Genomic DNA, 21007 nt, shown 5'->3' with positions numbered 1-21007 from the left:
ATTAAATTTACACAGATGGTGAATACCAGTCTCGGAATAGAAATGGCGGAAAGCCCCGACACCATAACGGTATCGGGGCTTAGTCTTAACAGTAGCGCTCCGGCCACCAATAAGAGCTCCCTGCATCATCCATAACGAAGGCTAATCCTTCAACCTATCCTTGCTGCATCGCATCCAAGCGGTGTCCTCTGTTATCCGTAACACTGGCCTTCCCGTATCCAGTACACATCACTCGTCCTTAAGCGGTTTCCTTCATCATCCTGATGGTTTCCAATCACGCTGATATCATTTTATTCAAATGACGCCAAGCAAAGTGATGATGGTTCAACGTGATCGTTGTATGCTTCCTGCAACAGACATCACGCCTGTTATCGCTTCCTTACGCTGTCCTCAGCACTCCAGCCTGAATGCATCCCTAACATTCATCTTCATTCCCGAAGACATCATCCTTAATGCTTTATCCATGTCGTTCCCTGCCGACCTGTTCAATGTACGACGTTTGCATTCTTCCGACAATATACTGGTCTGCTCACTTTATAAACAGCCACGTTGCATCTCAATAAAAACAATATTAATCAGTACATTACCTAACATTGAAGCATTTACTCTATTACAAACACCACAATATCTCACAGCACTTGTAAGCGATCTCTTACAAACTAATTAGCACTTTTGTTGCAGCGTTATCCAGCGTAAAATCGTGCCACAACAGTGCTTACATTGAAGGTCTCAAAAAAGGATATTTATGCTGACAAAAGACATATCACAAGAGCTTGAATCTGTGATTTTACAATTAGTCAATGAAGGCAAGGAACCGACAGTCGCACTGATCAAAGCGCGTCTGAATGCCAAAATTCCCATTCCCGCAATTGTCACCACCATCAAACGCTGGAAATCATCTCAACAAATCCCCAAGGTTGAGGTTGCAGTTGCGTCTTCCGCATCATCTGCAACCGAACAGAGAATCACCCGGCTTGAACAGCAAGTTGCTGATCTTGTCTCCCGAGTGGCACAACTAGAACAACAGTCAGGTCAAAAATTATGAATATATGGGTCGATGCCGACGCCTGTCCGAAAGTCATTCGAGAGGTCATCCTCCGGGCTGTCGAGCGTACCGGAGTCACATGTACTTTTGTTGCTAATCATGTGATTCCACTGCCCCGCCGCGATAATATCCGCTTCTTACAAGTAGAAAGTGGTTTTGATATTGCAGACAACGAAATTGTCCGCCGGGTTGCCGCGAATGATCTGGTGATCACATCCGATATTCCGCTTGCCAGTGAAATTTTGGAACATCAAGCCATGGCATTAAGTCCGCGTGGTGACTGGTTTACCCTTGATACAATTAAAGCCAGACTCACCATGCGTGACTTTATGGAGACCATGCGTGCCAGCGGTGTTCAAACCGGTGGTCCCCCCGTGATGAGTCAGGCTGACCGCCGTGACTTTGCCAATCATCTTGACCGGATTTTAGCGAAATCAACCCGGGCGGCATCAGGGCCTAAATCATGACGCCAAACGGTCATACGCTCGCTCCGGTTGGCATCATTCATAGTCCTTACAAAGAGAAATTTGCAGTGCCACGACAACCACGGCTGGTCCCGGCGGCAACGGCTCAAATTCAATTGATGGGTGAAGCCAACTGTCCGGAGTCAGTCCGCGGTCTTGAGCAGTTCAGCCATTTGTGGCTCCTGTTTTTATTCGATCAAAATCTCAGTGCTGGCTGGAAACCAACCGTTCGCCCGCCCCGACTTGGTGGCAACGAACGTATGGGCGTATTTGCATCCCGCTCAACCTTTCGTCCCAACGGCATTGGTATGTCAGCGGTTGAATTACAGGGGATTCGCCAGGAAGGCAGTCAAACATGGCTCGATGTCGGCAGCGTTGATTTGGTGGATGGTACGCCGATTATCGATATAAAACCTTACCTTCCTTATGCTGACCGAATTGAACATGCCCACGGTGGGTATGCCGACAGCGAACCGACATCGACCAAAGTCCGTTTCAGTGATATTGCGCGTCAATCTCTCGCCGGACATCCCCGCGCGGATGAAATTGAAGCCGTCATAACTCAAGTTTTAGCGCAAGATCCTCGTCCGGCTTATAAAAAAGACAAACCCGATGAGAAAGAATATGCGGTGAATTTGTTCGATCTAAACGTCAAATTCAGTGTCAGTCAGTCGATCATCACGGTTACCGCAATAGAACGCTTTTGACAAATGAAAATGACTGATATTATTGACGGCTAATTTAATGCGCCCTCAAATTACCCGAGGGTTGTTGTATAACTTAATGAATGGATACCCATCATGCGTACCAGTAAATATCTTCTTTCAACCTTGAAGGAGACACCAAACGACGCAGAAATCGTCAGCCATCAGCTCATGCTACGGGCTGGTATGATTCGGAGACTCGCTTCCGGCCTTTATACTTGGTTACCGACCGGACTGCGTGTGCTGCGTAAAGTCGAGAATATTATTCGGGAAGAAATGAACAAAGCCGGTGCCGTAGAAACACTGATGCCGGTTGTCCAACCTTCGGAGCTTTGGCAGGAAACCGGCCGTTGGGATAAGTTCGGCCCTGAATTACTGCGTATTGCAGACCGCCACGACCGACCGTTTGTACTGGGACCGACTCATGAAGAAGTCATCACCGACATGATTCGCAACGAAGTCAAATCCTATAAACAATTGCCTTTGAGCTTGTATCAGATTCAAACGAAGTTTCGTGATGAAGTTCGTCCCCGTTTCGGTGTGATGCGTTCACGAGAATTCATCATGAAAGATGCTTACTCTTTCCATATCGATCGGGAAAGCTTAGAAGCAACCTATCAGGATATGCATACCGCTTACTGTCATATTTTCAATCGCATGGGGCTCGATTACCGTCCTGTGCTGGCTGATTCCGGTGCTATTGGTGGCAGTGGTTCGCAGGAATTCCACGTCCTGGCTGAAAGTGGTGAAGATTTAATTGCCTTCTCAACTGAGTCAGATTACGCAGCCAACCTTGAAAAAGCAGAAGCGCTGGCACCGGCAACAACACGAGCGGAACCGACACAGACAATGACACTGGTCGATACACCGAATGCCAAAACCATCGCACAATTGGTTGAACAGTTTAATTTGCCGATTGAAAAAACGATCAAGACACTTTATGTCAAAGCATCGAATCCTGTTGAGGCACCGATTATTGCCCTGTTGATTCGTGGTGACCATGAGCTGAATGAAGTCAAAGCAGAAAATCTGCCTGAAGTTGCAGCGCCACTGACGTTTGCCACCGAAGAAGAGATTCGTGCACTGATTGGCGCAGGACCGGGCTCGCTGGGACCTGTTGGGCTGAAATTACCGATGGTGGTTGACCGTTCCGTCGCGGTAATGAGCGACTTTGCGGCAGGTGCGAACATCGATGATAAACACTACTTCGGCATTAACTGGGGTCGTGACGTTGAACTCGGGCAAGTTGCCGATTTGCGTAATGTCGTTGAAGGCGATCCGAGTCCATGCGGACAAGGCACTCTCCTCCTCAAACGGGGGATTGAAGTCGGCCACATCTTCCAGTTGGGCACCAACTATTCAGAATCAATGAAAGCCAACGTGTTGGGTCCGGATGGTAAGAGCGTTACCATGGAAATGGGTTGCTACGGGATCGGATGTACTCGGGTTGTTGCTGCGTCAATCGAACAGAATCATGACCAGAATGGCATCATCTGGCCGAATGCCATTGCGCCATTTGAAGTCGTGATTGTACCGATGAATATGCATAAATCCGAGCGTGTTCAAGAAGCAGCAGAAAAACTATACGCTGACTTACAAGCGCAAGGCATTGATGTCCTGTTCGATGATCGTAAAGAACGCCCCGGTGTGATGTTTTCCGATATGGAACTGATCGGTATTCCACATATGATCATCATCGGTGACCGCAGTATGGATGAAGGCAATTTCGAATACAAAAACCGTCGGTCCGGTGAAAAAACGTCCGTATCGATGAGTGACGTCGTCGCACACCTTCAAGCTCAACTCACTCGATAACGGTTGGCTTGTTCGAAAGGGTTGCTCTGGCAACCCTTTTTCATTGGCATGACCCAAAACAATTGCAAGGATACCCATGATGAAAGTATACGATTGCTGTGATTTAATCCGTGAACGATATGCCCAGATTGGCAGTGGCGATCAGGCATACATCCCTCAGGCGATCAGTTGTGCTCTGCGCGCACTCAACAGTATCGCCTCCGATGCATCTCTCCCGAAGGATGCTCGTGAGCAAGCCGCCTTTGCTGCCGCCAACTTACTGATATCAGATTTTGAGGATCGATCATGAATCTTGCCAACTTTGCCACGATGGATCCAATTCTGCTGTTCAGTTTGGTCAATACGAAGTTACGGGATGATTTTGCCGGAGATTTGGATCAGCTCGTGTCTTATTACGAGCTCGATAAACAAGTGCTGATCGACCGTCTTGCGAGCGCTGGATTTGAATTCCTTCCTGAAGTCGGCCAGTTTCGTTAACGGGATGGTTCGCTGCTGCGAACGACTCTGATTCCGTCACGAATTGACGGGAAGCGAATGCGCAATGCCCTTCCCGTCATCGCGATCGGTTTATCCCAATAAATTACCTTTGATGCCTTTATAAATGGCCAGCATTCGATCATGCGCTGGTTTATATTCAGCAAAAAATGCCAGACAAATCAGGGCGCTATCTTGATAGCCGTCCGGGAGTTCAACCTTTAGGTCAGTAGCAATCCGCCGTGCATAATCCAATTGCCTCTCCGTCGGTAACTTCAATTCATCAGGAATAGCAGATTGAATCGCACTGGTAAATTGTTCTGAAAACTGGGGCCATTCACTGAGGTTAAGCGTCGTCGTTTCAGTTAACGATGCCAATTTTTGCTGCTCAGACGTCAGCTGATAGAAGAAGGTGATATGACCGACGGAAAATTGCACTTTATCCATTGAGAGCCTTGTCTGACGTGAGGTTGAATTTTTTAAGTATCATATCAGCAGGTGCAAAGATATGCACTTGAAAGTCTTTTATCTTGATCAAAAAACCGAAGCAGATGCTTCGGTTTTTATCAATATCGATTCACGTTGCCGAGCCAATGATCTGAGCATATCCATTCAGTATCCGGCAATCGCTAGCTTAAAGTTTAAAACGTGAGACAATTGCCGTCAGACTATTATTGATATCCGCAATATCGCCCATATCTGACACCGACTGTACGCCGATCGACTCCAGTTCAACAACCATATCATTGATTGCCGACATATTGCGGCTTAGCTCTTGAGTCACGCAACTTTGCTCTTCAGCCGCTGTCGCAATTTGAGAACTCAGATCATTAATATCCATGACATGGCGGGAGATGACTTCCAGACTATCCGCAGCCTGACCCGCACCTTCAGCGGTCTCCTGACAACGCGTTCGTGTATCTTCCATCGAACTCACCACCGCGTGGTTACCATTGGCGAGACTCTTAAGCGCTAGCTCAACTTCAGTTGTACTATCTTTGGTCCGGCTGGCAAGGTTACGCACTTCATCAGCAACAACGGCAAATCCTCGCCCTTGTTCTCCTGCCCGGGCCGCTTCAATTGCAGCATTCAAAGCCAACAAATTGGTTTGCTCTGCAATTTCCCCAATCACACTGAGTATTTCATTAATTTTCTGTGTTTCAAGTGTCATATTATGTACATCGCTAACAGAGTGTTCCACATCATCAATCAGCGCTGAGACCGTCTCTTTCGAACGATCAATGATTGCGCGAGATTCCACACTGGTTTCATTCGTTCGCGCCACGAGGCTGGCTGTATTTGCCGCATCTGTCGCCATCGAATCAGCCGTCGAGCTCATTTCTTCAATTGCCGTGACAACCTGTTCAGTCTCCGAAACATGCTTTTTCAAGATTGAACCATTCTTCTCCGACTGACTCAGCATATGTTCAACATTCGTTTGTAGTGAGAGACAATACTTTTGAATCTCCAGCATCATATGTTGCAGATTCTCAATGAATTGATTCACGCCCTGAGAAATCTGGCCCAAATCATCATTCGTGTCAACGTTCAAACGTTGGGTCAAATCACCTTGCCCGCTGGCCAGTCCCTGAATCGTTTCTTTCAATGATAGAATAGGACGGTAAAGCACCTGAATCAGGAAGTAAGTGATAATCACACTGATAAAACAAGCAAGTAACGAGAAAATAATCGCACTGTTTCTTGCTTTGGTTAATTGCTTAAAAACAACCGACTTATCCAAGCCAATCATGTAATACCAATTTTTCTGCCCTAAATGAATCCGGTGGGAGAACATCAGCTTGTCTGTGCCATTCAGATTATAGCCAAGATGGCTAAATTCATGCTCTACCATATGTAAAGCCAAAGGACGTCCCCATTGAGTATCACGAAGATCATCACCCAATTTCAAGGCAGATGATGTTGTTGCCAAAATCCGGCTATCCTCGTCGAGAATCAGTGCAACAGCACCCGGAATTTTGTTCGATTCCTTGACGATGTGACTTAAAAAATCGAGCTCCATATCGGTCGTGATTACACCACCTTTGATCTTTTCCAGAATACTGACCCAGTATTTTTGTTTCGACGAACCGAGGTATGGTGGCGTCACACTCACCGTACCGGATGACAGCCCTTGCTTATACCAATCCGTATCCCGGGCATCACCTTTCAGTCGATGATTCGGCCAAGCCTGATTTTCCATACTCCAATATGCTCTGCCATCATCCAGACCAATGACAAAACTATCCAGATTCATGGCTGCCGCCAGCGACGGTGCCAATTGAATCAGCTCATCTTCAGCTCTGGGGATATCCTGATGCTGATACAGCTGTGCCAGTTGATGAATACCATTAATTTTCTCTTGCAGCATGGTTTCGATAACCACTGCTTTCGATGCAACATAGTTTTCACTCGACTGAAAAACATTCTCTGTCAGGATTTTTTCTTCCTGAGAATAAAGTACATAACTGGTCATTGAAACCGATATGCCGACCAGCAACATAACGGACAAAATTAGCAATTTTTTTAATCCAAGTTGTTTCATAAATACCCACTACACTAACGCCGATTCAAACACAAAAGTAAAAGTTACTGCCCCAAGAACCGATTTCAAAAATAGAGTTCAGATAAATAACAGTAAGTCAATAGCAAGAACGTCTCACAAGTGAGAAATAATAACACATTTAGTTGCACATACAACAACTTACTTATCCACTTTGGCAAGGCAATCAGATATAAAAAACCGGATTCAGGTACGATGAGTTAGTAAAAATATAGGATAAGCAGAGAAATGGAGGACATTGATGGATAAAATACATAAAAACATTCAATCACGACATCAAATCAATCTATAGCAAATAATCTGTAACACATTATCACCACCTTTCTTTCAATCCCGAGATGAGGCGATGAATAAGACCATCCCGTTCAGGTCATATCTCACTGATTCGAATACACAGGAAGAGTGACCCAATATCGCCATCATGTTGCCGCAATAAAAAAATCCCCTGCCGACAGACAGGGGATTTCACATGGTGTATTACGTGGGATTATTTTAAATCAAACCGATCAGCTTGCATCACTTTCACCCATGCTTTGACGAAATCACGGATAAATTTCTCTCCAGCGTCATGACCGGCATAAACTTCAGCCAATGCACGTAACTGAGAGTTAGAACCGAAGACTAAATCGACACGAGAAGCCGTCCACTTCACATCCCCTGTCTGACGATCACGACCTTCAAAAATATCAGCCGCTTCAGAAGTCGGTTTCCATTCAGTGTCCATATCCAACAAGTGAATAAAGAAATCGTTGCTCAGAACTCCCGGATTTTTGGTCAGAACACCGTGCTGTGACTGACCAAAATTCGCATTCAGTGCACGCATTCCACCAACCAGAACCGTCATCTCTGGTGCGGTTAAAGTCAGCAACTGAGCACGGTCAAGGAGTAACTCTTCTGCTGAAACGGTATAACTACGTTTCTGATAGTTGCGGAAACCATCGGCAATCGGTTCGAGGACTGCAAATGATTCCACATCCGTTTGCTCATCAGTCGTATCAGTTCGTCCCGCAGCAAACGGAACAGTAATCGAATGACCGGCCTGACGCGCCGCCTGTTCAATTGCTGCCGAGCCCCCCAGCACAATCAAATCTGCCAGCGAAATTTTCTTATTACCGCTTTGTGCCGCATTAAACTTCTGCTGAACTGCCGCCAGCACATGCAATACTTTCTGGAGTTGTTCTGGCTGATTGACTTCCCAGTCTTTCTGCGGTGCAAGACGAATCCGCGCCCCGTTAGCGCCACCGCGACTATCCGAACCACGGAACGTTGCCGCTGAAGACCATGCTGTATAAACCAATTCCGATACCGTCAAATCCGTCGCAAGAATCTCTGCTTTCAATGATGCGACATCATGTGCATCAACTAAACCATGATCAACTGCTGGTAGTGGGTCTTGCCAAATTAAATCTTCCTGCGGTACTTCAGGACCAAGATAGCGAACTTTCGGCCCCATATCCCGGTGAGTCAGCTTAAACCAAGCCCGGGCAAATGCATCGGCAAACTCATCCGGATTTTCATGGAAATGTTTTGAAATCTTCCGATATATCGGATCTTCTCGCATGGCCATATCAGCATCAGTCATCATAATACCGACTTTCACTGAGTCATCTTCGGCATCCGGTGCTTTATCTTTGTCAGCCAAATCAACGGGGACCCACTGTGTTGCTCCCGCAGGACTTTTCACTAATTTCCAGTCATAACCGAACAGGACATCAAAATAGCTGTTGTCCCATTGAGTCGGCGTTGGTGTCCACGCACCTTCCAGACCACTGGTAATCGTATCGTGTCCTTTGCCGCTACCGTAGCTACTTTTCCAGCCTAACCCCATTTCCTCAAGTGATGCAGCTTCCGGTTCAGCCCCGACAAGCGCCGCATCACCTGCACCATGCGTTTTACCAAACGTATGCCCACCCGCAGTCAAAGCGACCGTTTCATAATCATCCATCGCCATCCGGGCGAATGTTTCACGAACATCACGACCTGAAGCCAGTGGATCCGATTTGCCATTCGGACCTTCAGGGTTAACATAAATCAATCCCATCTGGACCGCAGCCAACGGATTTTCTAAATCCCGCTCTCCGGTATAACGGTTGTCATTACCCAGCCATTCATCTTCTGCACCCCAGTAAATATCTTCTTCTGGTTCCCAGATATCTTTTCGTCCGCCACCGAAACCAAAGGTTTTTAACCCCATCGATTCCAAAGCCACATTCCCGGCCAAGATGAACAAATCCGCCCAAGACAGACTGTTGCCATATTTTTGTTTCACCGGCCAGAGCAGACGACGCGCTTTATCTAAGTTAGCGTTATCCGGCCAACTGTTTAATGGTGCAAAACGTTGATTCCCAGTGGAAGCCCCGCCACGGCCATCCCCCGTCCGGTAAGTCCCGGCAGCATGCCATGCCATCCGGATCATAAAAGGACCATAATGTCCGTAGTCAGCCGGCCACCATGATTGTGAATCTTTCTGAACGGCCTCAATATCTTGCTTTACGGCACTTAAATCTAGCGCACTAAAGGCCGCTGCGTAGTCAAAATCGTCACCGAGCGGATTCGATTTCTCATCATTTTGATGAAGAATTCTGAGGTTGAGCTGATTTGGCCACCAATCAACATTCTTGGTACCTTTTCCTCCGACACGGGTATGACTACCATGCATGACGGGGCATTTTCCTGACATTTTATTCTGTTCCATTGTCTGTCTCCTGCTTCGCAGCGTTTTGCTTTTATTGAATTCAATACTCTAATAAGTGACTTCTACACCAATGAAAGATGGGACTTCAGTATGATGAATAAAAAGATGCATCAATCCGTTACTCTACGATCTGAAACGTTCCATCCAACATGTTTCAACCTAAAAATTAAAAAAAGAACATATCCCAGAATGAGTAAGATTGAGGCGTTTCACTGGCGAGAGCTTCAACCAATAAGTACTGATGACATGCAAAGGAGTGACATGCTTCACTTTCGTAGTGAGACAATGTTTCCATTGCAACCTGATGTTCAACACTGGCTATTTTTTCAGGCAACGACTCAGACATAAGGAACCCTTCTTTTGCAATCTACTCAATCAGATTCCAGTATAGAAATAGACCACGGAAAGTGATAATGGTTTCGACCTATCCATTCTATAGAAGAAATCTATCTACAATTGACAACCCACCCAATACTGAGCATGTTTGGAAAGCATTGATCGGTTGAAGAGATGAAATAGAGATGGGGGAAAATGGTGCCTTTTTTAAAAATCAATGCGATAGCTGATTTATAGAGACTAATTCATAGAGACAACAGCAAAATAAAACAAAAACAAAGTGAGCGATTGAGATTCAACCGCCCACTGGCAATAATCAGCGATATTGCTTCAATGGTAAATCAACCATTAATCGGCTAAAGCGACCTTTGCATCGACATAATCCAGAGTGTGACTCTCTGCAACAAAGCGATTGGTCAGTTGCCCATGGCAAACATTCAGCCCGTTCAGGAAGTGTTCGTCAGCAAGTAATGCTGCGCGGTAACCTTTTTCAGCAAGTGCAATAATATAAGGCAACGTCGCATTGTTTAACGCAACGGTTGATGTTCGGGCAACGCCACCGGGCATGTTCGCGACACAGTAATGCACCACGTCATCGACAATATATGTTGGCTCCTGGTGGGTCGTGGCCTTCGACGTTTCAGCACATCCCCCCTGATCAATGGCGACATCGACCAAGACAGCACCAGATTTCATCCGTTTGACCATCTCTGCGGTAATCAGTTTCGGCGCTTCAGCACCGGGCAACAGCACCGAACCAATCACGACATCGGCAGATAAAACATGTTTTTCAATCGCATCAGCTGTGGAATAAACCGTTGTGATTTTCCCTTGATAAATCGCATCAATATCGCGTAAAGCATCGATATTTTTATCGATAATCACTACTTCAGCCCCAAGGCCTGCTGCCATTTGTGCGGCATTGCGTCCAACGACACCCGCACCGATAACCGTCACTTTGGCCGGCTCAACCCCCGGAACACCACCCAGCAATAAACCACGGCCAGCATGTGATTTTTCTAATGAAGTCATCGCAGCCTGAATTGACATCCGCCCGGCCACTTCCGACATCGGTGCCAACAGCGGTAGTGTTCGGTTTGCACTCGTGACGGTTTCATAAGCAATACACACCGCTTTACTTTGAATTAAATCATGTGTCTGAGCGGCATCAGGTGCGAGATGAAGATAGGTAAACAGGATTTGATCTTCCCGCAACATGGCTCGTTCACTCGCTTGCGGTTCCTTCACTTTCACAACCATGTCACTTTCCGCGAAAATCGTCGCGGCATCAGGGCTAATGGTTGCCCCAGCGTCAATATAGTCCTGATCAGAGAACTCAATCCCAGCTCCGGCTAATGTCTCAACCAAGATGTGATGGCCTCTTTGAGTTAATTCCTTAACACTCGCAGGCGTCATCCCAACGCGGTATTCATGGTTCTTAATTTCTTTGGGTACACCAATCAACATATCCTTATCCTCTGCAAAAAATTAACGTTGTTAGAATAAACAAACAATACAGTGATTTAAACCAATAAATCAATAAAAAAAAGCATCAAAAACTATAGATCTAGCTCAATTTTAGAATAAAGATAAATAATATAAATTTAAATCAGATTATAAAACTAATTTAAATTATTTTTTCAGCAGATGCAGCCAGAAAATATGTAAAAAAAAGTGGGCAAACCACTCACCAGTGAAACAATCTCATAACACAAACAAAAAATCCCCTGCCGACTGACAGGGGATTTCTATCGTATTTCTATTGGATTCCGATCAAAAGAAGCTCAGAAATTAGCCCAGCATTTTCCGTGCATTCTGGAACATTCGCATCCAAGCACCATTCTCACCCCATGAATCGGGATGCCATGAGTTCACCACCGTACGGAAAACCCGCTCTGGGTGAGGCATCATGATCGTGACACGGCCATCAGTGGTTGTCAGGCCGGTAATGGCATTCGGTGAACCATTCGGGTTATTCGGATACTGCTGAGTCGCTTGTCCATAGTTATCGACGTAACGAATGGCAACCGTTCCGGATTGCTCAATCGCAGCCAAATGTGCGTTATCACGGACTTCAACCCGACCTTCCCCATGAGAAACTGCAATTGGCATCCGGGATCCGGCCATACCACTGAAGAAAACTGAATCGGATGGCTGGACTTCAACCAAGCTAAAACGAGCTTCAAAACGCTCGGACTCGTTACGGACAAACCGCGGCCATAAATCAGCACCCGGGATCAAATCTCTGAGGTTGGACAACATCTGGCATCCGTTACACACCCCAAGCGCAAATGTATCTTGACGGTTAAAGAATCCTTCAAACATATCTCTGGCTTGCGTATTGAACAGAATCGATTTTGCCCAGCCTTCACCAGCCCCTAAGACATCCCCGTAAGAGAAGCCGCCACAAGCAACCAATCCCTGATACTGCGCTAATGTGATATGACCAGACAACACATCACTCATGTGAACATCAATCGCATCAAAACCTGCCCGCTCAAAAGCGGCGGCCATCTCAACATGAGAATTGACACCTTGCTCACGCAGCACTGCCATTTTCGGTCTGGCACCGATATTGACAAACGGTGCAGCCACATCTTCATGAATATCGTAGCTCAGATGAACATTCAGCCCCGGATCGGCATCCTCTTGCTTCGCGGCAAACTCTTGCTGCGCGCAATCCGGATTATCACGAAGTGCCTGCATCTGATAAGTCGTTTCAGCCCAAATCGTTCTGAGCTCAGTTCTGGAGCGTTCATAAACAACCTGTTCTTGATGTGTCACGACAAACCGATCAGAAGCGTCTACAGTCCCGATCACATGAGTACACGCTTGCAGACCTTGTTCAGCCAGAATGTCCAGAACAGCATCGACATCATGCTCATGTACTTGAACCACTGCACCCAACTCTTCGTTAAACAGCACAGAGAGAACATCGTCTCCTAACGCAGCGATGTCAACATTCACACCACAGTGACCCGCAAATGCCATCTCCGCCAATGTGACCAACAGACCACCATCGCCTTTATCATGGTATGCCAACAGTTTATTGGTACGGACGCATCCCTGAATGGCATTAAAGAAACCTTTCAGTTGCATTGCATCATCCACGTCAGCCGGTTGGTCACCGAGCTGCTTGTATACTTGCGCTAATGCCGTTGCGCCAAGGCGATTTTTACCATTCCCCAAATCTATCGCAATCAGTCGGGTATCCCCTAAATCCGTGCGAAGCTGTGGTGTGACCGTCTTGCGAACATCTTCAACTCGGGCAAAAGCAGTAATCACCAGAGACAATGGCGACGTCACTTCTTTCTGTTCACCGTTGGTTTCATGCCATTTGGTCTTCATTGACATCGAGTCTTTACCGACCGGAATCGTCAGACCAAGGGCCGGACATAACTCTTCACCGACCGCTTTGACCGCTTCATACAATCCGGCATCTTCACCCGGGTGACCCGCCGGAGACATCCAGTTGGCCGATAATTTAATGTGTTTCAGATCGCCAATCGCAGTTGCCGCAATATTGGTCAACGACTCGGCAACAGCCAGGCGGGCTGACGCAGCAAAATCGAGCAGCGCCACGGGAGTCCGCTCCCCCATCGACATCGCTTCACCACAATAGGTATCAAAACTGGCCGTGGTGACCGCACAGTTGGCAACCGGAATTTGCCACGGCCCCACCATCTGATCGCGTGCCACCATCCCGGTAACAGAACGATCACCAATGGTAATCAGGAACGTTTTTTCAGCCACTGCGGGTAAGCGCAGAACGCGTTCAACTGCTTCATTTAACTCGATACCACTGCGATCTAAAGCTGAACCTTGGACCTTTTGAGTTGTGGCTTCACGATGCATTTTCGGCGCCTTACCCAACAAAATATCCATCGGCATATCAATCGGTGTGTTGTTAAAGTGTGCGTCTTCCAGTGTCAAATGGCGCGCTTCCGTTGCTGTCCCGACTACCGCATAAGGGGCTCGTTCACGACGACAGATCGCATCAAAGGCTTCCATATGTTCAGGCGCAACCGCTAAAACATAACGCTCCTGTGATTCATTACACCAGATTTCCAACGGGCTCATCCCCGGCTCGTCATTCGGCACATCACGCAACTGAAATTTACCACCGCGCTCTCCGTCATTGACCAACTCCGGCAACGCATTCGAAATACCACCGGCACCGACATCATGAATAAAGGCAATCGGGTTGTTTTCTCCTAACTGCCAGCAACGGTCAATCACTTCCTGACAACGTCGTTCCATTTCAGGGTTTTCACGTTGAACAGAGGCAAAATCCAGATCCTCAGCCGACTGACCAGAAGCCATGGAAGATGCGGCACCGCCGCCCAAACCGATGTTCATCGCAGGACCACCCAACACAATCAGGCTCGCTCCGACCGGAATCTCTTTCTTTTGAATATGCGCGTCGCGGATGTTCCCCATTCCACCGGCAATCATGATCGGCTTATGATAACCACGAATTTCTTCTCCGGCATGAGACGTCACTTTCTCTTCATAGGTCCGGAAATACCCCAGCAGATTCGGACGACCGAATTCATTGTTAAATGCCGCCCCGCCCAAAGGCCCTTCAATCATGATATCCAGCGCATTGACGATCCGTCCCGGTTTACCGAAATCAGTCTCCCATGGCTGTTCAAAATGAGGAATACGCAGGTTAGAGACCGAAAACCCGACCAGACCGGCTTTCGGCTTACCACCGATTCCGGTTGCGCCCTCATCACGGATTTCACCGCCACTCCCCGTAGAAGCGCCGGGCCATGGCGAAATCGCTGTCGGGTGGTTATGGGTTTCCACCTTCATCAGGATATGAGTCTCTTCAGTATGATAGTTGTACTGACGCGTCTGAGGATCAGGGAAGAAACGTCCCGCCGTAGAGCCGGTCATCACCGCGGCATTATCTTTGTATGCTGACAACACATGATCCGGTGTCGTTTCATAGGTATTCTTAATCATTTTAAACAGGGATTTTTCCTGTTGAACACCGTCAATGGTCCAGTCCGCATTAAAAATCTTGTGACGACAATGTTCTGAGTTTGCTTGTGCAAACATCATCAGCTCAATGTCATTTGGATTACGGCCAAGTTTGGTAAAGCTCTCAACCAGATAGTCGATTTCATCTTCAGCCAGTGCCAGACCAAGGGTAAGGTTGGCTTGTTCCAATGCTTTGCGTCCACCGCCAATCACATCAACCGCAGTGACTGCTGTTGGTGTCGCAGTGTGGAATAGGCTGGCAACCGAGTCCAGATCTGTGAAAACCACTTCCATCATCCGATCATGGAGTAATGCTTGTAGCACAGTTTGTTCCGCTTCAGTCAAGGTTGTTGAAGACTCGATATAGTAAGCCGTCCCCCGTTCCAAACGTTTGACTTTATCGAGGCCGCAGTTATGTGCAATATCGCTCGACTTCGATGACCATGGAGAAATGGTGCCCGGACGCGGTGTAACCAGCAGCAATAAACCTTCTGGCTGATGCTCTTCAATGGTCGGGCCATAAGTCAGCAATTTTTCTAACTTCTCTGTTTCTTGACGATCCAAATCGGCTGTCAAATCAGCAAAGTGCATGAATTCTGCGTAAATACCGGTCACGGGTAAGCGCAGCTCACGACACCGTTCAAGAAGTTTGTTTACTCGGAATTCAGAAAGCGCTGGGGAGCCACGGAAAATTCTCATGTGCTTAGGTCTCTGTTGCTGTTGGTTAAGGTAGTATTGGAATAAATTCAAACAATTAAATTGGAAAAAACTTGAATTCATACCAATTTCACCTACATTGTGCGGCGCATTATAAAGGAATTATTTTTGTGATGTAACACCAAACGCAACCGTTTGCGTCATTTTTTTTATGAATTTTGAAATCTCTCGCTTTCATGTCATTGTCAGCGACATAATTTACCATTTTACACATCAAAAAGTTGCGATTCGGTGGGGCTTTGATATAAAAGCATCATGATAAAAAGAGATAAGTTGTACATGACCCGAAAATTCCGATGTCAGACCCATAGCATCCTCGCTTTTATATTCATGGTAACCTTACTCAGTGGCTGTCAGATCGACTCCAAACCGAAAAGCGAACTCGACCAGATCCGTGAGCGGGGGGTGTTACGCGTCGGCACCCTGAACAATCAGCTCTCGTATTTTATCGGGCCGGAAGGACCATCGGGCATGGATTATGAACTGGCACGCGAATTTGCCAAATCCCTCGGTGTCAAATTAGAAATGAAACCTGTTTATCGTGTTGCTGCGCTTTTTCCCGCATTGGAAAAAGGCGAAGTCGATATCATTGCAGCAGGTCAGATCCAAAATACTCAACGTATCCAAAAATTCCGTCCCGGCCCTGCCTATTACTATATCAGTCAGCAAATTGTTTACCGTCAGGGTCAGTGGCATCCTCGCAATATGAGTCAACTGATTCAGAAACAACAAGCGCTCTTAAACACACCAGAACAGAACAAGGTATTGAATGTTGTCGATGATTCTCACTTTGAGCAAACACTGGTGCGACTCAAAAAGAAATATCCTCAGTTTCAGTTTCAGATAGAAGCAGATTCAGATGTTCATGATCTGTTGAAAGAAGTCTCTCAGGGGGACTTGATGTTCACGATCGCTGATTCGGTTGAAATTTCGCTGGCACAACGGATCTATCCCGACTTAGCCACCGCATTTGAAATTACCGATGATCAGCCTATCTCTTGGTTTATCCGTCGTTCGGATGATGAAAGCCTCTATGCACTGATGATTGAATTTTTCGGGAATCAGAAACAAACCGGTACCATTGCTTCACTTGAAGAAAAATATATCGGCCATATCGGGACGTTTGATTACGTCGATACCCGAGCATTTATTCGAGCGCTGGACAGCAGGCTGCCTAAATGGTCTCCGCTATTTCAAAAATATGCCGGTGAATTCGACTGGCGCCTCATTGCTGCATTGTCTTATCAGGAATCTCACTGGAACCCCAGAGCCAAATCACCAACCGGGGTTCGGGGGATGATGATGCTTACATTGACAACGGCAAAATCCGTTGGGATCAGGAACAGGCTCAATCCGGAGCAGTCTATCCGCGGTGGGGTCAGATATCTTCGTCGTATGGTCAGCCGCGTCCCTGACTCGATACCAGAACATGAGAAAATATGGTTCGCTTTGGCCTCTTATAATATGGGTTACGGGCACATGATGGATGCACGTCACCTGACCAAACAACAAGGCGGAGACCCAAATGCCTGGGGAGAAGTCAAAGATCGCCTTCCGCTGTTGAGAAAGCGTCGTTATTTCAGCCAAACCCGTTATGGTTATGCCCGGGGCGATGAAGCGCTCGTCTATGTCGAAAATATCCGCCGCTATTATCAAAGTATGATTGGGCATATTAACGCCAAGGCACCGGTGAGTAACGACAGTACCAACATCGATGATCTGACCGTTATTCAGGCAATGATTCCTGATGCGGATGAAGCCATCGAGCCAGATGATACCGCTGAAAATATTGAATCCGATGAAAATACAACCACAACCGCAGATACCAGTGAGACGGAAACACAATAACAGTATTCAACGCTTGATTTTTGTTATGGAAACCCTTACATATTAGAAATGCCCGATATTCGTCGGGTTCATCTTCCGGTCATAATACGTCTGTAAAAGACAATTGTCTGATTCTTAAAACTGATTGAAGGCATTTAAGAAGAGATTGTACTGACTATTTATTGGTATTTTTGAAAGGAGGTTAATCCATGCTGAAAAGACGAACAAAGTCCAAGCATCTATGGCGGACAACAGCAGCGATTCACCGCAAGCGTAAGCTAGCCAACAATAAAAAGAAAATTTTTGCCCGCCACCGGGCTTTTACTCATCAGATGGCCTGAGTGAATCCACTCACCAAGTCTGAATCACTCTCCCACGACGGGAATATCCAGTAACCACAGACGTCTCCTTCTCCACATCAAAAGAAGGAGACAGCACTCTCCCCAAACGTTTAACCATCATTTGAAGCGCACCGGCAACCGGCACTGGTTACTTTTGTCATTTTGCTTTGTGCAGCTTGCTGTGTGCAACGATGCTCAATCGGTATCGACACCATTGGCTGACTGGACCGCTCTGGCTGACGGTTGATCGAATTGGTCACTCTCCTGCTGCTGACGCTTGATGGCTTTAATCTCCTGACGCCGACGCCGGAAAAAGCATTGCAGTTGTTCACGACACTCCGCTTCGAGTAATCCGGGTTCAATCTGCGCATAATGATAGGCGGCCTCACTCTCAAACAAGTTCATCACGGTGCCTGCGGCCCCGGCTTTCAAGTCTGGTGCACCAAAAACAATCCGTTTGACCCGACTGTGTAATAACGCACCGGCACACATCGGACAAGGCTCCAGTGTGACATACAGCGTCGAATCCACCAGCCGATAGTTTTCCACCACTTGTCCGGCTTTGCGCAGGACCTGAATTTCCGCATGGGCTGTCGCATCATGGGTGGTGATAGACCGATTCCAGCCCTCCGCAATAATCTGATCGTCTTTGACCAATACGGCCCCGACCGGAACTTCCCCTTCCAACTCCGCTTGATGTGCCAGTTGTATCGCCCGACGCATAAACCGTTCATCATCAGCAGAAAAATGTTGCGCCTGCATGGATCCTCTATCTCTTTGCATCTTATCTTTCACCGCATTATACCCTGAATCATGTCACGATGTTTCATGTTGATATCATTCGTGTTGATATCATTCGCGTTGATATTATTTGAGCCCCGTCTTTTCTGAGAGCGCTTCATAGAGATAGTCAGACAGTAAACGGACTTTCGGTGAAATATGCCGATTTTGGGGGTACAGCGCCCAGACGCCTTCCCGGTCATCCCGATAACGCGTCAACACTTCCACCAACTGGCCGCTCGCGAGATAAGGTTCGACATAGTAATCCGGTAACTGAGCGAGCCCCATTCCTTTCAATGCGGCATCAAGCAATACCACACCACTGTTACAACGGATCCGTCCGCGAATGCCCAGAGAGCGTGCATGATGATGATCCTTGAAGCGCCAGTGATCATTGGTACCGACCAGACACTGATGTTGAGAGAGTTCGGATAACGTGTACGGTTCACCATACTGCGCCAGATATGTCGGTGCCGCACAAACATGCAACCGTCTGGGACTTAACTTTCTGACGACAAAACTGGAATCATGTAGTTGTCCGAGTCGAATCGCCAGATCAACACCGTTTTCAATTAAGTCCAGTTGTCGGTTAGTCAGTACCAGTTCCAACTCCAGTTTCGGATACAGTTGTAAAAAATCATGCAACAACGGGGCAATTTTCTGCTCTCCGTAGGTCACTGGTGCCGTCACTTTCAGCCGCCCGATCGGCATCTGCTGCATTTGGGTCACAGTACGCTCAGCATGCTCCAGACCTTCCACCAACTGTTTACATTGTTGATAGTAGACCTGTCCGGCTTCCGTCAATGACACTTTCCGTGTTGTGCGCAATAACAACTTAATCGCCAGACGTTCCTCTAACGCCGCAACTCGACGACTGACATTTGCCACCGATGTGGTTAATTTCTGTGCTGCTCGGGTAAAGCTTTCTGTCTCTGCGACGGCAACAAATTCGCTGACACCATCCCATATAGCCATGATTGATTATTACCATAATGTAAAAGTTATTCTCTTTTTTACCCGATTATAAAATATAAGAAAAGAACTATACTCAGTTTCACCGTGGTTTATCACACGATCCCGATCACCTTATAGACAGGAAAGAAAGAAGATGTCAGAGCAGAAATTTATTAAATCCAAAGCTGCTGTTGCTTGGGGACCCAATCAGCCACTCAGCATTGAAGAAGTCGATGTCATGTACCCGAAAGCCGGTGAGGTTTTAGTCCGTATCGTGGCAACCGGTGTCTGTCATACAGATGCATTCACACTGTCCGGTGAAGATCCAGAAGGGATATTCCCATCGATTCTTGGTCATGAAGGCGGTGGTATTGTGGAAATGGTTGGCGAAGGCGTGACCAGCGTTGAAGTCGGTGACCACGTCATCCCGCTCTATACCGCAGAATGTGGCGAATGTAAGTTCTGTACTTCAGGCAAAACGAACCTGTGTCAGGCCGTTCGCGAAACACAAGGCAAAGGTCTCATGCCCGATGGTACAACCCGTTTCTATAAAGACGGCAAGCCAATCTATCACTACATGGGATGCTCGACGTTCTCTGAATATACCGTCTTACCGGAAATATCATTGGCTAAAGTCAACAAAACCGCGCCACTGGAAGAGGTTTGTCTACTGGGATGTGGCGTGACCACCGGTATGGGTGCGGTCATGAATACAGCCAAAGTGCAAAAAGGTGACACCGTCGCTATTTTCGGCTTGGGCGGAATTGGTTTATCTGCAATTATCGGTGCCAGAATGGTCGGTGCCAGCCGAATTATCGGTATTGATATTAACGAGAAGAAATTTGAACTCGCGCAGCAACTGGGGGCGACCGAATGTATCAACCCTCAGAAATTCGACAAACCGATTCAGGAAGTGATTGTTGAAATGACGGATGGTGGTGTGGACTTCTCCTTCGAATGTATCGGTAATGTCAATATCATGCGTCAGGCTCTGGAATGTTGTCATAAAGGATGGGGCGAATCCGTAATCATCGGTGTCGCAGGTGCCGGACAAGAAATCTCAACACGTCCATTCCAGCTTGTGACAGGCCGAGTATGGCGTGGTAGTGCATTTGGCGGAGTCAAAGGTCGCTCACAACTCCCCGGTATTGTTGAACAATATCTTGCCGGTGAATTTGGTCTGCAAGAATTCATCACGCATACCATGTCGTTAGAAGCCATTAACGAAGCATTTGATTTGATGCATTCAGGTGAAAGTATTCGTTCTGTGGTTCACTTCAAATCATAATTTTATGCACCAGTCTCC

17 protein-coding genes are annotated in these 21007 nt (G+C 47.0%); 9 read left to right on the top strand and 8 right to left on the bottom strand.

The annotated features are described in order from the left end of the window. The first annotated feature begins 745 nt into the window (after positions 1–745). The 6 genes from OCU60_RS04730 (at position 746) to OCU60_RS04705 (ending at position 4505) form a co-directional block, all read left to right on the top strand. Positions 746–1045 carry a hypothetical protein gene (locus tag OCU60_RS04730; RefSeq protein ID WP_074374150.1) on the top strand — a complete coding sequence of 100 codons (300 nt, stop codon included), beginning with the start codon at positions 746–748 and terminating at the stop codon, positions 1043–1045. Next, complete coding sequence (locus OCU60_RS04725) at positions 1042–1512, top strand: YaiI/YqxD family protein (protein ID WP_074374151.1); 471 nt, start codon at positions 1042–1044, stop codon at positions 1510–1512. The genes OCU60_RS04730 and OCU60_RS04725 overlap by 4 nt, the downstream gene beginning before the upstream one ends. Further along, positions 1509–2216, top strand: coding sequence for a tRNA (N6-threonylcarbamoyladenosine(37)-N6)-methyltransferase TrmO (gene tsaA / locus OCU60_RS04720; protein WP_074374152.1), 708 nt, complete (start codon positions 1509–1511; stop codon positions 2214–2216). Before OCU60_RS04725 ends, tsaA begins: the two co-directional genes overlap by 4 nt. 93 nt (positions 2217–2309) lie before the next feature. Next, a complete protein-coding gene (locus tag OCU60_RS04715) occupies positions 2310–4028 on the top strand; it encodes a proline--tRNA ligase (protein ID WP_074374153.1) in 1719 nt (572 codons plus the stop codon). A gap of 79 nt (positions 4029–4107) precedes the next feature. After that, positions 4108–4317, top strand: a complete 210-nt coding sequence (locus OCU60_RS04710; RefSeq protein ID WP_074374154.1) for a YaeP family protein — start codon at positions 4108–4110, stop codon at positions 4315–4317. Then, positions 4314–4505, top strand: coding sequence for a DUF4250 domain-containing protein (locus OCU60_RS04705; RefSeq protein WP_074374155.1), 192 nt, complete (start codon positions 4314–4316; stop codon positions 4503–4505). Before OCU60_RS04710 ends, OCU60_RS04705 begins: the two co-directional genes overlap by 4 nt. 90 nt (positions 4506–4595) lie before the next feature. On the opposite strand, the gene OCU60_RS04700 is transcribed toward OCU60_RS04705, so the two are convergent. The 6 genes from OCU60_RS04700 to purL form a co-directional block, all read right to left on the bottom strand. Next, positions 4596–4949, bottom strand: coding sequence for a hypothetical protein (locus OCU60_RS04700; RefSeq protein ID WP_074374156.1), 354 nt, complete (start codon positions 4947–4949; stop codon positions 4596–4598). A gap of 187 nt (positions 4950–5136) precedes the next feature. Beyond that, positions 5137–7044 carry a methyl-accepting chemotaxis protein gene (locus OCU60_RS04695; RefSeq protein WP_074374157.1) on the bottom strand — a complete coding sequence of 636 codons (1908 nt, stop codon included), beginning with the start codon at positions 7042–7044 and terminating at the stop codon, positions 5137–5139. Positions 7045–7549: 505 nt separating this feature from the next. Beyond that, complete coding sequence (katG, locus tag OCU60_RS04690; RefSeq protein ID WP_074374158.1) at positions 7550–9757, bottom strand: catalase/peroxidase HPI; 2208 nt, start codon at positions 9755–9757, stop codon at positions 7550–7552. Positions 9758–9923: 166 nt separating this feature from the next. Next, on the bottom strand, positions 9924–10103 hold the full coding sequence (locus tag OCU60_RS04685) for a hypothetical protein (RefSeq protein WP_074374159.1): 180 nt from the start codon (positions 10101–10103) through the stop codon (positions 9924–9926). 338 nt (positions 10104–10441) lie between these two features. Beyond that, positions 10442–11560, bottom strand: coding sequence for an alanine dehydrogenase (gene ald, locus OCU60_RS04680; RefSeq protein WP_074374160.1), 1119 nt, complete (start codon positions 11558–11560; stop codon positions 10442–10444). Between the two features lie 324 nt (positions 11561–11884). Beyond that, positions 11885–15781, bottom strand: a complete 3897-nt coding sequence (gene purL / locus OCU60_RS04675; RefSeq protein WP_074374161.1) for a phosphoribosylformylglycinamidine synthase — start codon at positions 15779–15781, stop codon at positions 11885–11887. Between the two features lie 297 nt (positions 15782–16078). On the opposite strand from purL, the gene mltF reads away from it, so the two are divergent. Then, positions 16079–17647 (top strand): membrane-bound lytic murein transglycosylase MltF, encoded by a 1569-nt coding sequence (mltF, locus tag OCU60_RS04670; RefSeq protein ID WP_074374162.1) that lies wholly within the window; start codon positions 16079–16081, stop codon positions 17645–17647. Between the two features lie 188 nt (positions 17648–17835). Continuing rightward, positions 17836–17967, top strand: coding sequence for a hypothetical protein (locus tag OCU60_RS04665; protein ID WP_261854739.1), 132 nt, complete (start codon positions 17836–17838; stop codon positions 17965–17967). A 195-nt stretch (positions 17968–18162) separates the two neighbouring features. Here the strand turns inward: OCU60_RS04665 and tadA are convergent, their stop codons facing one another. Then, on the bottom strand, positions 18163–18729 hold the full coding sequence (gene tadA, locus OCU60_RS04660; RefSeq protein ID WP_074374163.1) for a tRNA adenosine(34) deaminase TadA: 567 nt from the start codon (positions 18727–18729) through the stop codon (positions 18163–18165). A gap of 105 nt (positions 18730–18834) precedes the next feature. Then, positions 18835–19722, bottom strand: a complete 888-nt coding sequence (locus OCU60_RS04655) for a LysR family transcriptional regulator (protein WP_074374164.1) — start codon at positions 19720–19722, stop codon at positions 18835–18837. Positions 19723–19855: 133 nt separating this feature from the next. Here OCU60_RS04655 and OCU60_RS04650 point away from each other — a divergent pair, with 133 nt between their 5' ends. After that, positions 19856–20989 (top strand): S-(hydroxymethyl)glutathione dehydrogenase/class III alcohol dehydrogenase, encoded by a 1134-nt coding sequence (locus OCU60_RS04650; protein ID WP_074374165.1) that lies wholly within the window; start codon positions 19856–19858, stop codon positions 20987–20989. The last annotated feature ends 18 nt before the right edge of the window (positions 20990–21007 follow it).

Source organism: Vibrio spartinae (assembly GCF_024347135.1).
GTDB classification, from domain to species: Bacteria; Pseudomonadota; Gammaproteobacteria; order Enterobacterales; family Vibrionaceae; genus Vibrio; species Vibrio spartinae.
The sequence above is the reverse complement of the archived record's forward strand: the minus strand, read 5'-3'. Positions and strand labels throughout refer to the sequence as shown.

What these genes read in the sequence shown, in the direction of transcription:
- OCU60_RS04730 (WP_074374150.1), top strand. Translation starts at nt 746, where the DNA reads ATGCTGACAAAAGACATATCACAAGAGCTTGAATCTGTGATTTTACAA.
- OCU60_RS04725 (WP_074374151.1), top strand. Translation starts at nt 1,042, where the DNA reads ATGAATATATGGGTCGATGCCGACGCCTGTCCGAAAGTCATTCGAGAG.
- tsaA (WP_074374152.1), top strand. Translation starts at nt 1,509, where the DNA reads ATGACGCCAAACGGTCATACGCTCGCTCCGGTTGGCATCATTCATAGT.
- OCU60_RS04715 (WP_074374153.1), top strand. Translation starts at nt 2,310, where the DNA reads ATGCGTACCAGTAAATATCTTCTTTCAACCTTGAAGGAGACACCAAAC.
- OCU60_RS04710 (WP_074374154.1), top strand. Translation starts at nt 4,108, where the DNA reads ATGAAAGTATACGATTGCTGTGATTTAATCCGTGAACGATATGCCCAG.
- OCU60_RS04705 (WP_074374155.1), top strand. Translation starts at nt 4,314, where the DNA reads ATGAATCTTGCCAACTTTGCCACGATGGATCCAATTCTGCTGTTCAGT.
- OCU60_RS04700 (WP_074374156.1), bottom strand. Translation starts at nt 4,949, where the DNA reads ATGGATAAAGTGCAATTTTCCGTCGGTCATATCACCTTCTTCTATCAG.
- OCU60_RS04695 (WP_074374157.1), bottom strand. Translation starts at nt 7,044, where the DNA reads ATGAAACAACTTGGATTAAAAAAATTGCTAATTTTGTCCGTTATGTTG.
- katG (WP_074374158.1), bottom strand. Translation starts at nt 9,757, where the DNA reads ATGGAACAGAATAAAATGTCAGGAAAATGCCCCGTCATGCATGGTAGT.
- OCU60_RS04685 (WP_074374159.1), bottom strand. Translation starts at nt 10,103, where the DNA reads ATGTCTGAGTCGTTGCCTGAAAAAATAGCCAGTGTTGAACATCAGGTT.
- ald (WP_074374160.1), bottom strand. Translation starts at nt 11,560, where the DNA reads ATGTTGATTGGTGTACCCAAAGAAATTAAGAACCATGAATACCGCGTT.
- purL (WP_074374161.1), bottom strand. Translation starts at nt 15,781, where the DNA reads ATGAGAATTTTCCGTGGCTCCCCAGCGCTTTCTGAATTCCGAGTAAAC.
- mltF (WP_074374162.1), top strand. Translation starts at nt 16,079, where the DNA reads ATGACCCGAAAATTCCGATGTCAGACCCATAGCATCCTCGCTTTTATA.
- OCU60_RS04665 (WP_261854739.1), top strand. Translation starts at nt 17,836, where the DNA reads ATGCTGAAAAGACGAACAAAGTCCAAGCATCTATGGCGGACAACAGCA.
- tadA (WP_074374163.1), bottom strand. Translation starts at nt 18,729, where the DNA reads ATGCAGGCGCAACATTTTTCTGCTGATGATGAACGGTTTATGCGTCGG.
- OCU60_RS04655 (WP_074374164.1), bottom strand. Translation starts at nt 19,722, where the DNA reads ATGGCTATATGGGATGGTGTCAGCGAATTTGTTGCCGTCGCAGAGACA.
- OCU60_RS04650 (WP_074374165.1), top strand. Translation starts at nt 19,856, where the DNA reads ATGTCAGAGCAGAAATTTATTAAATCCAAAGCTGCTGTTGCTTGGGGA.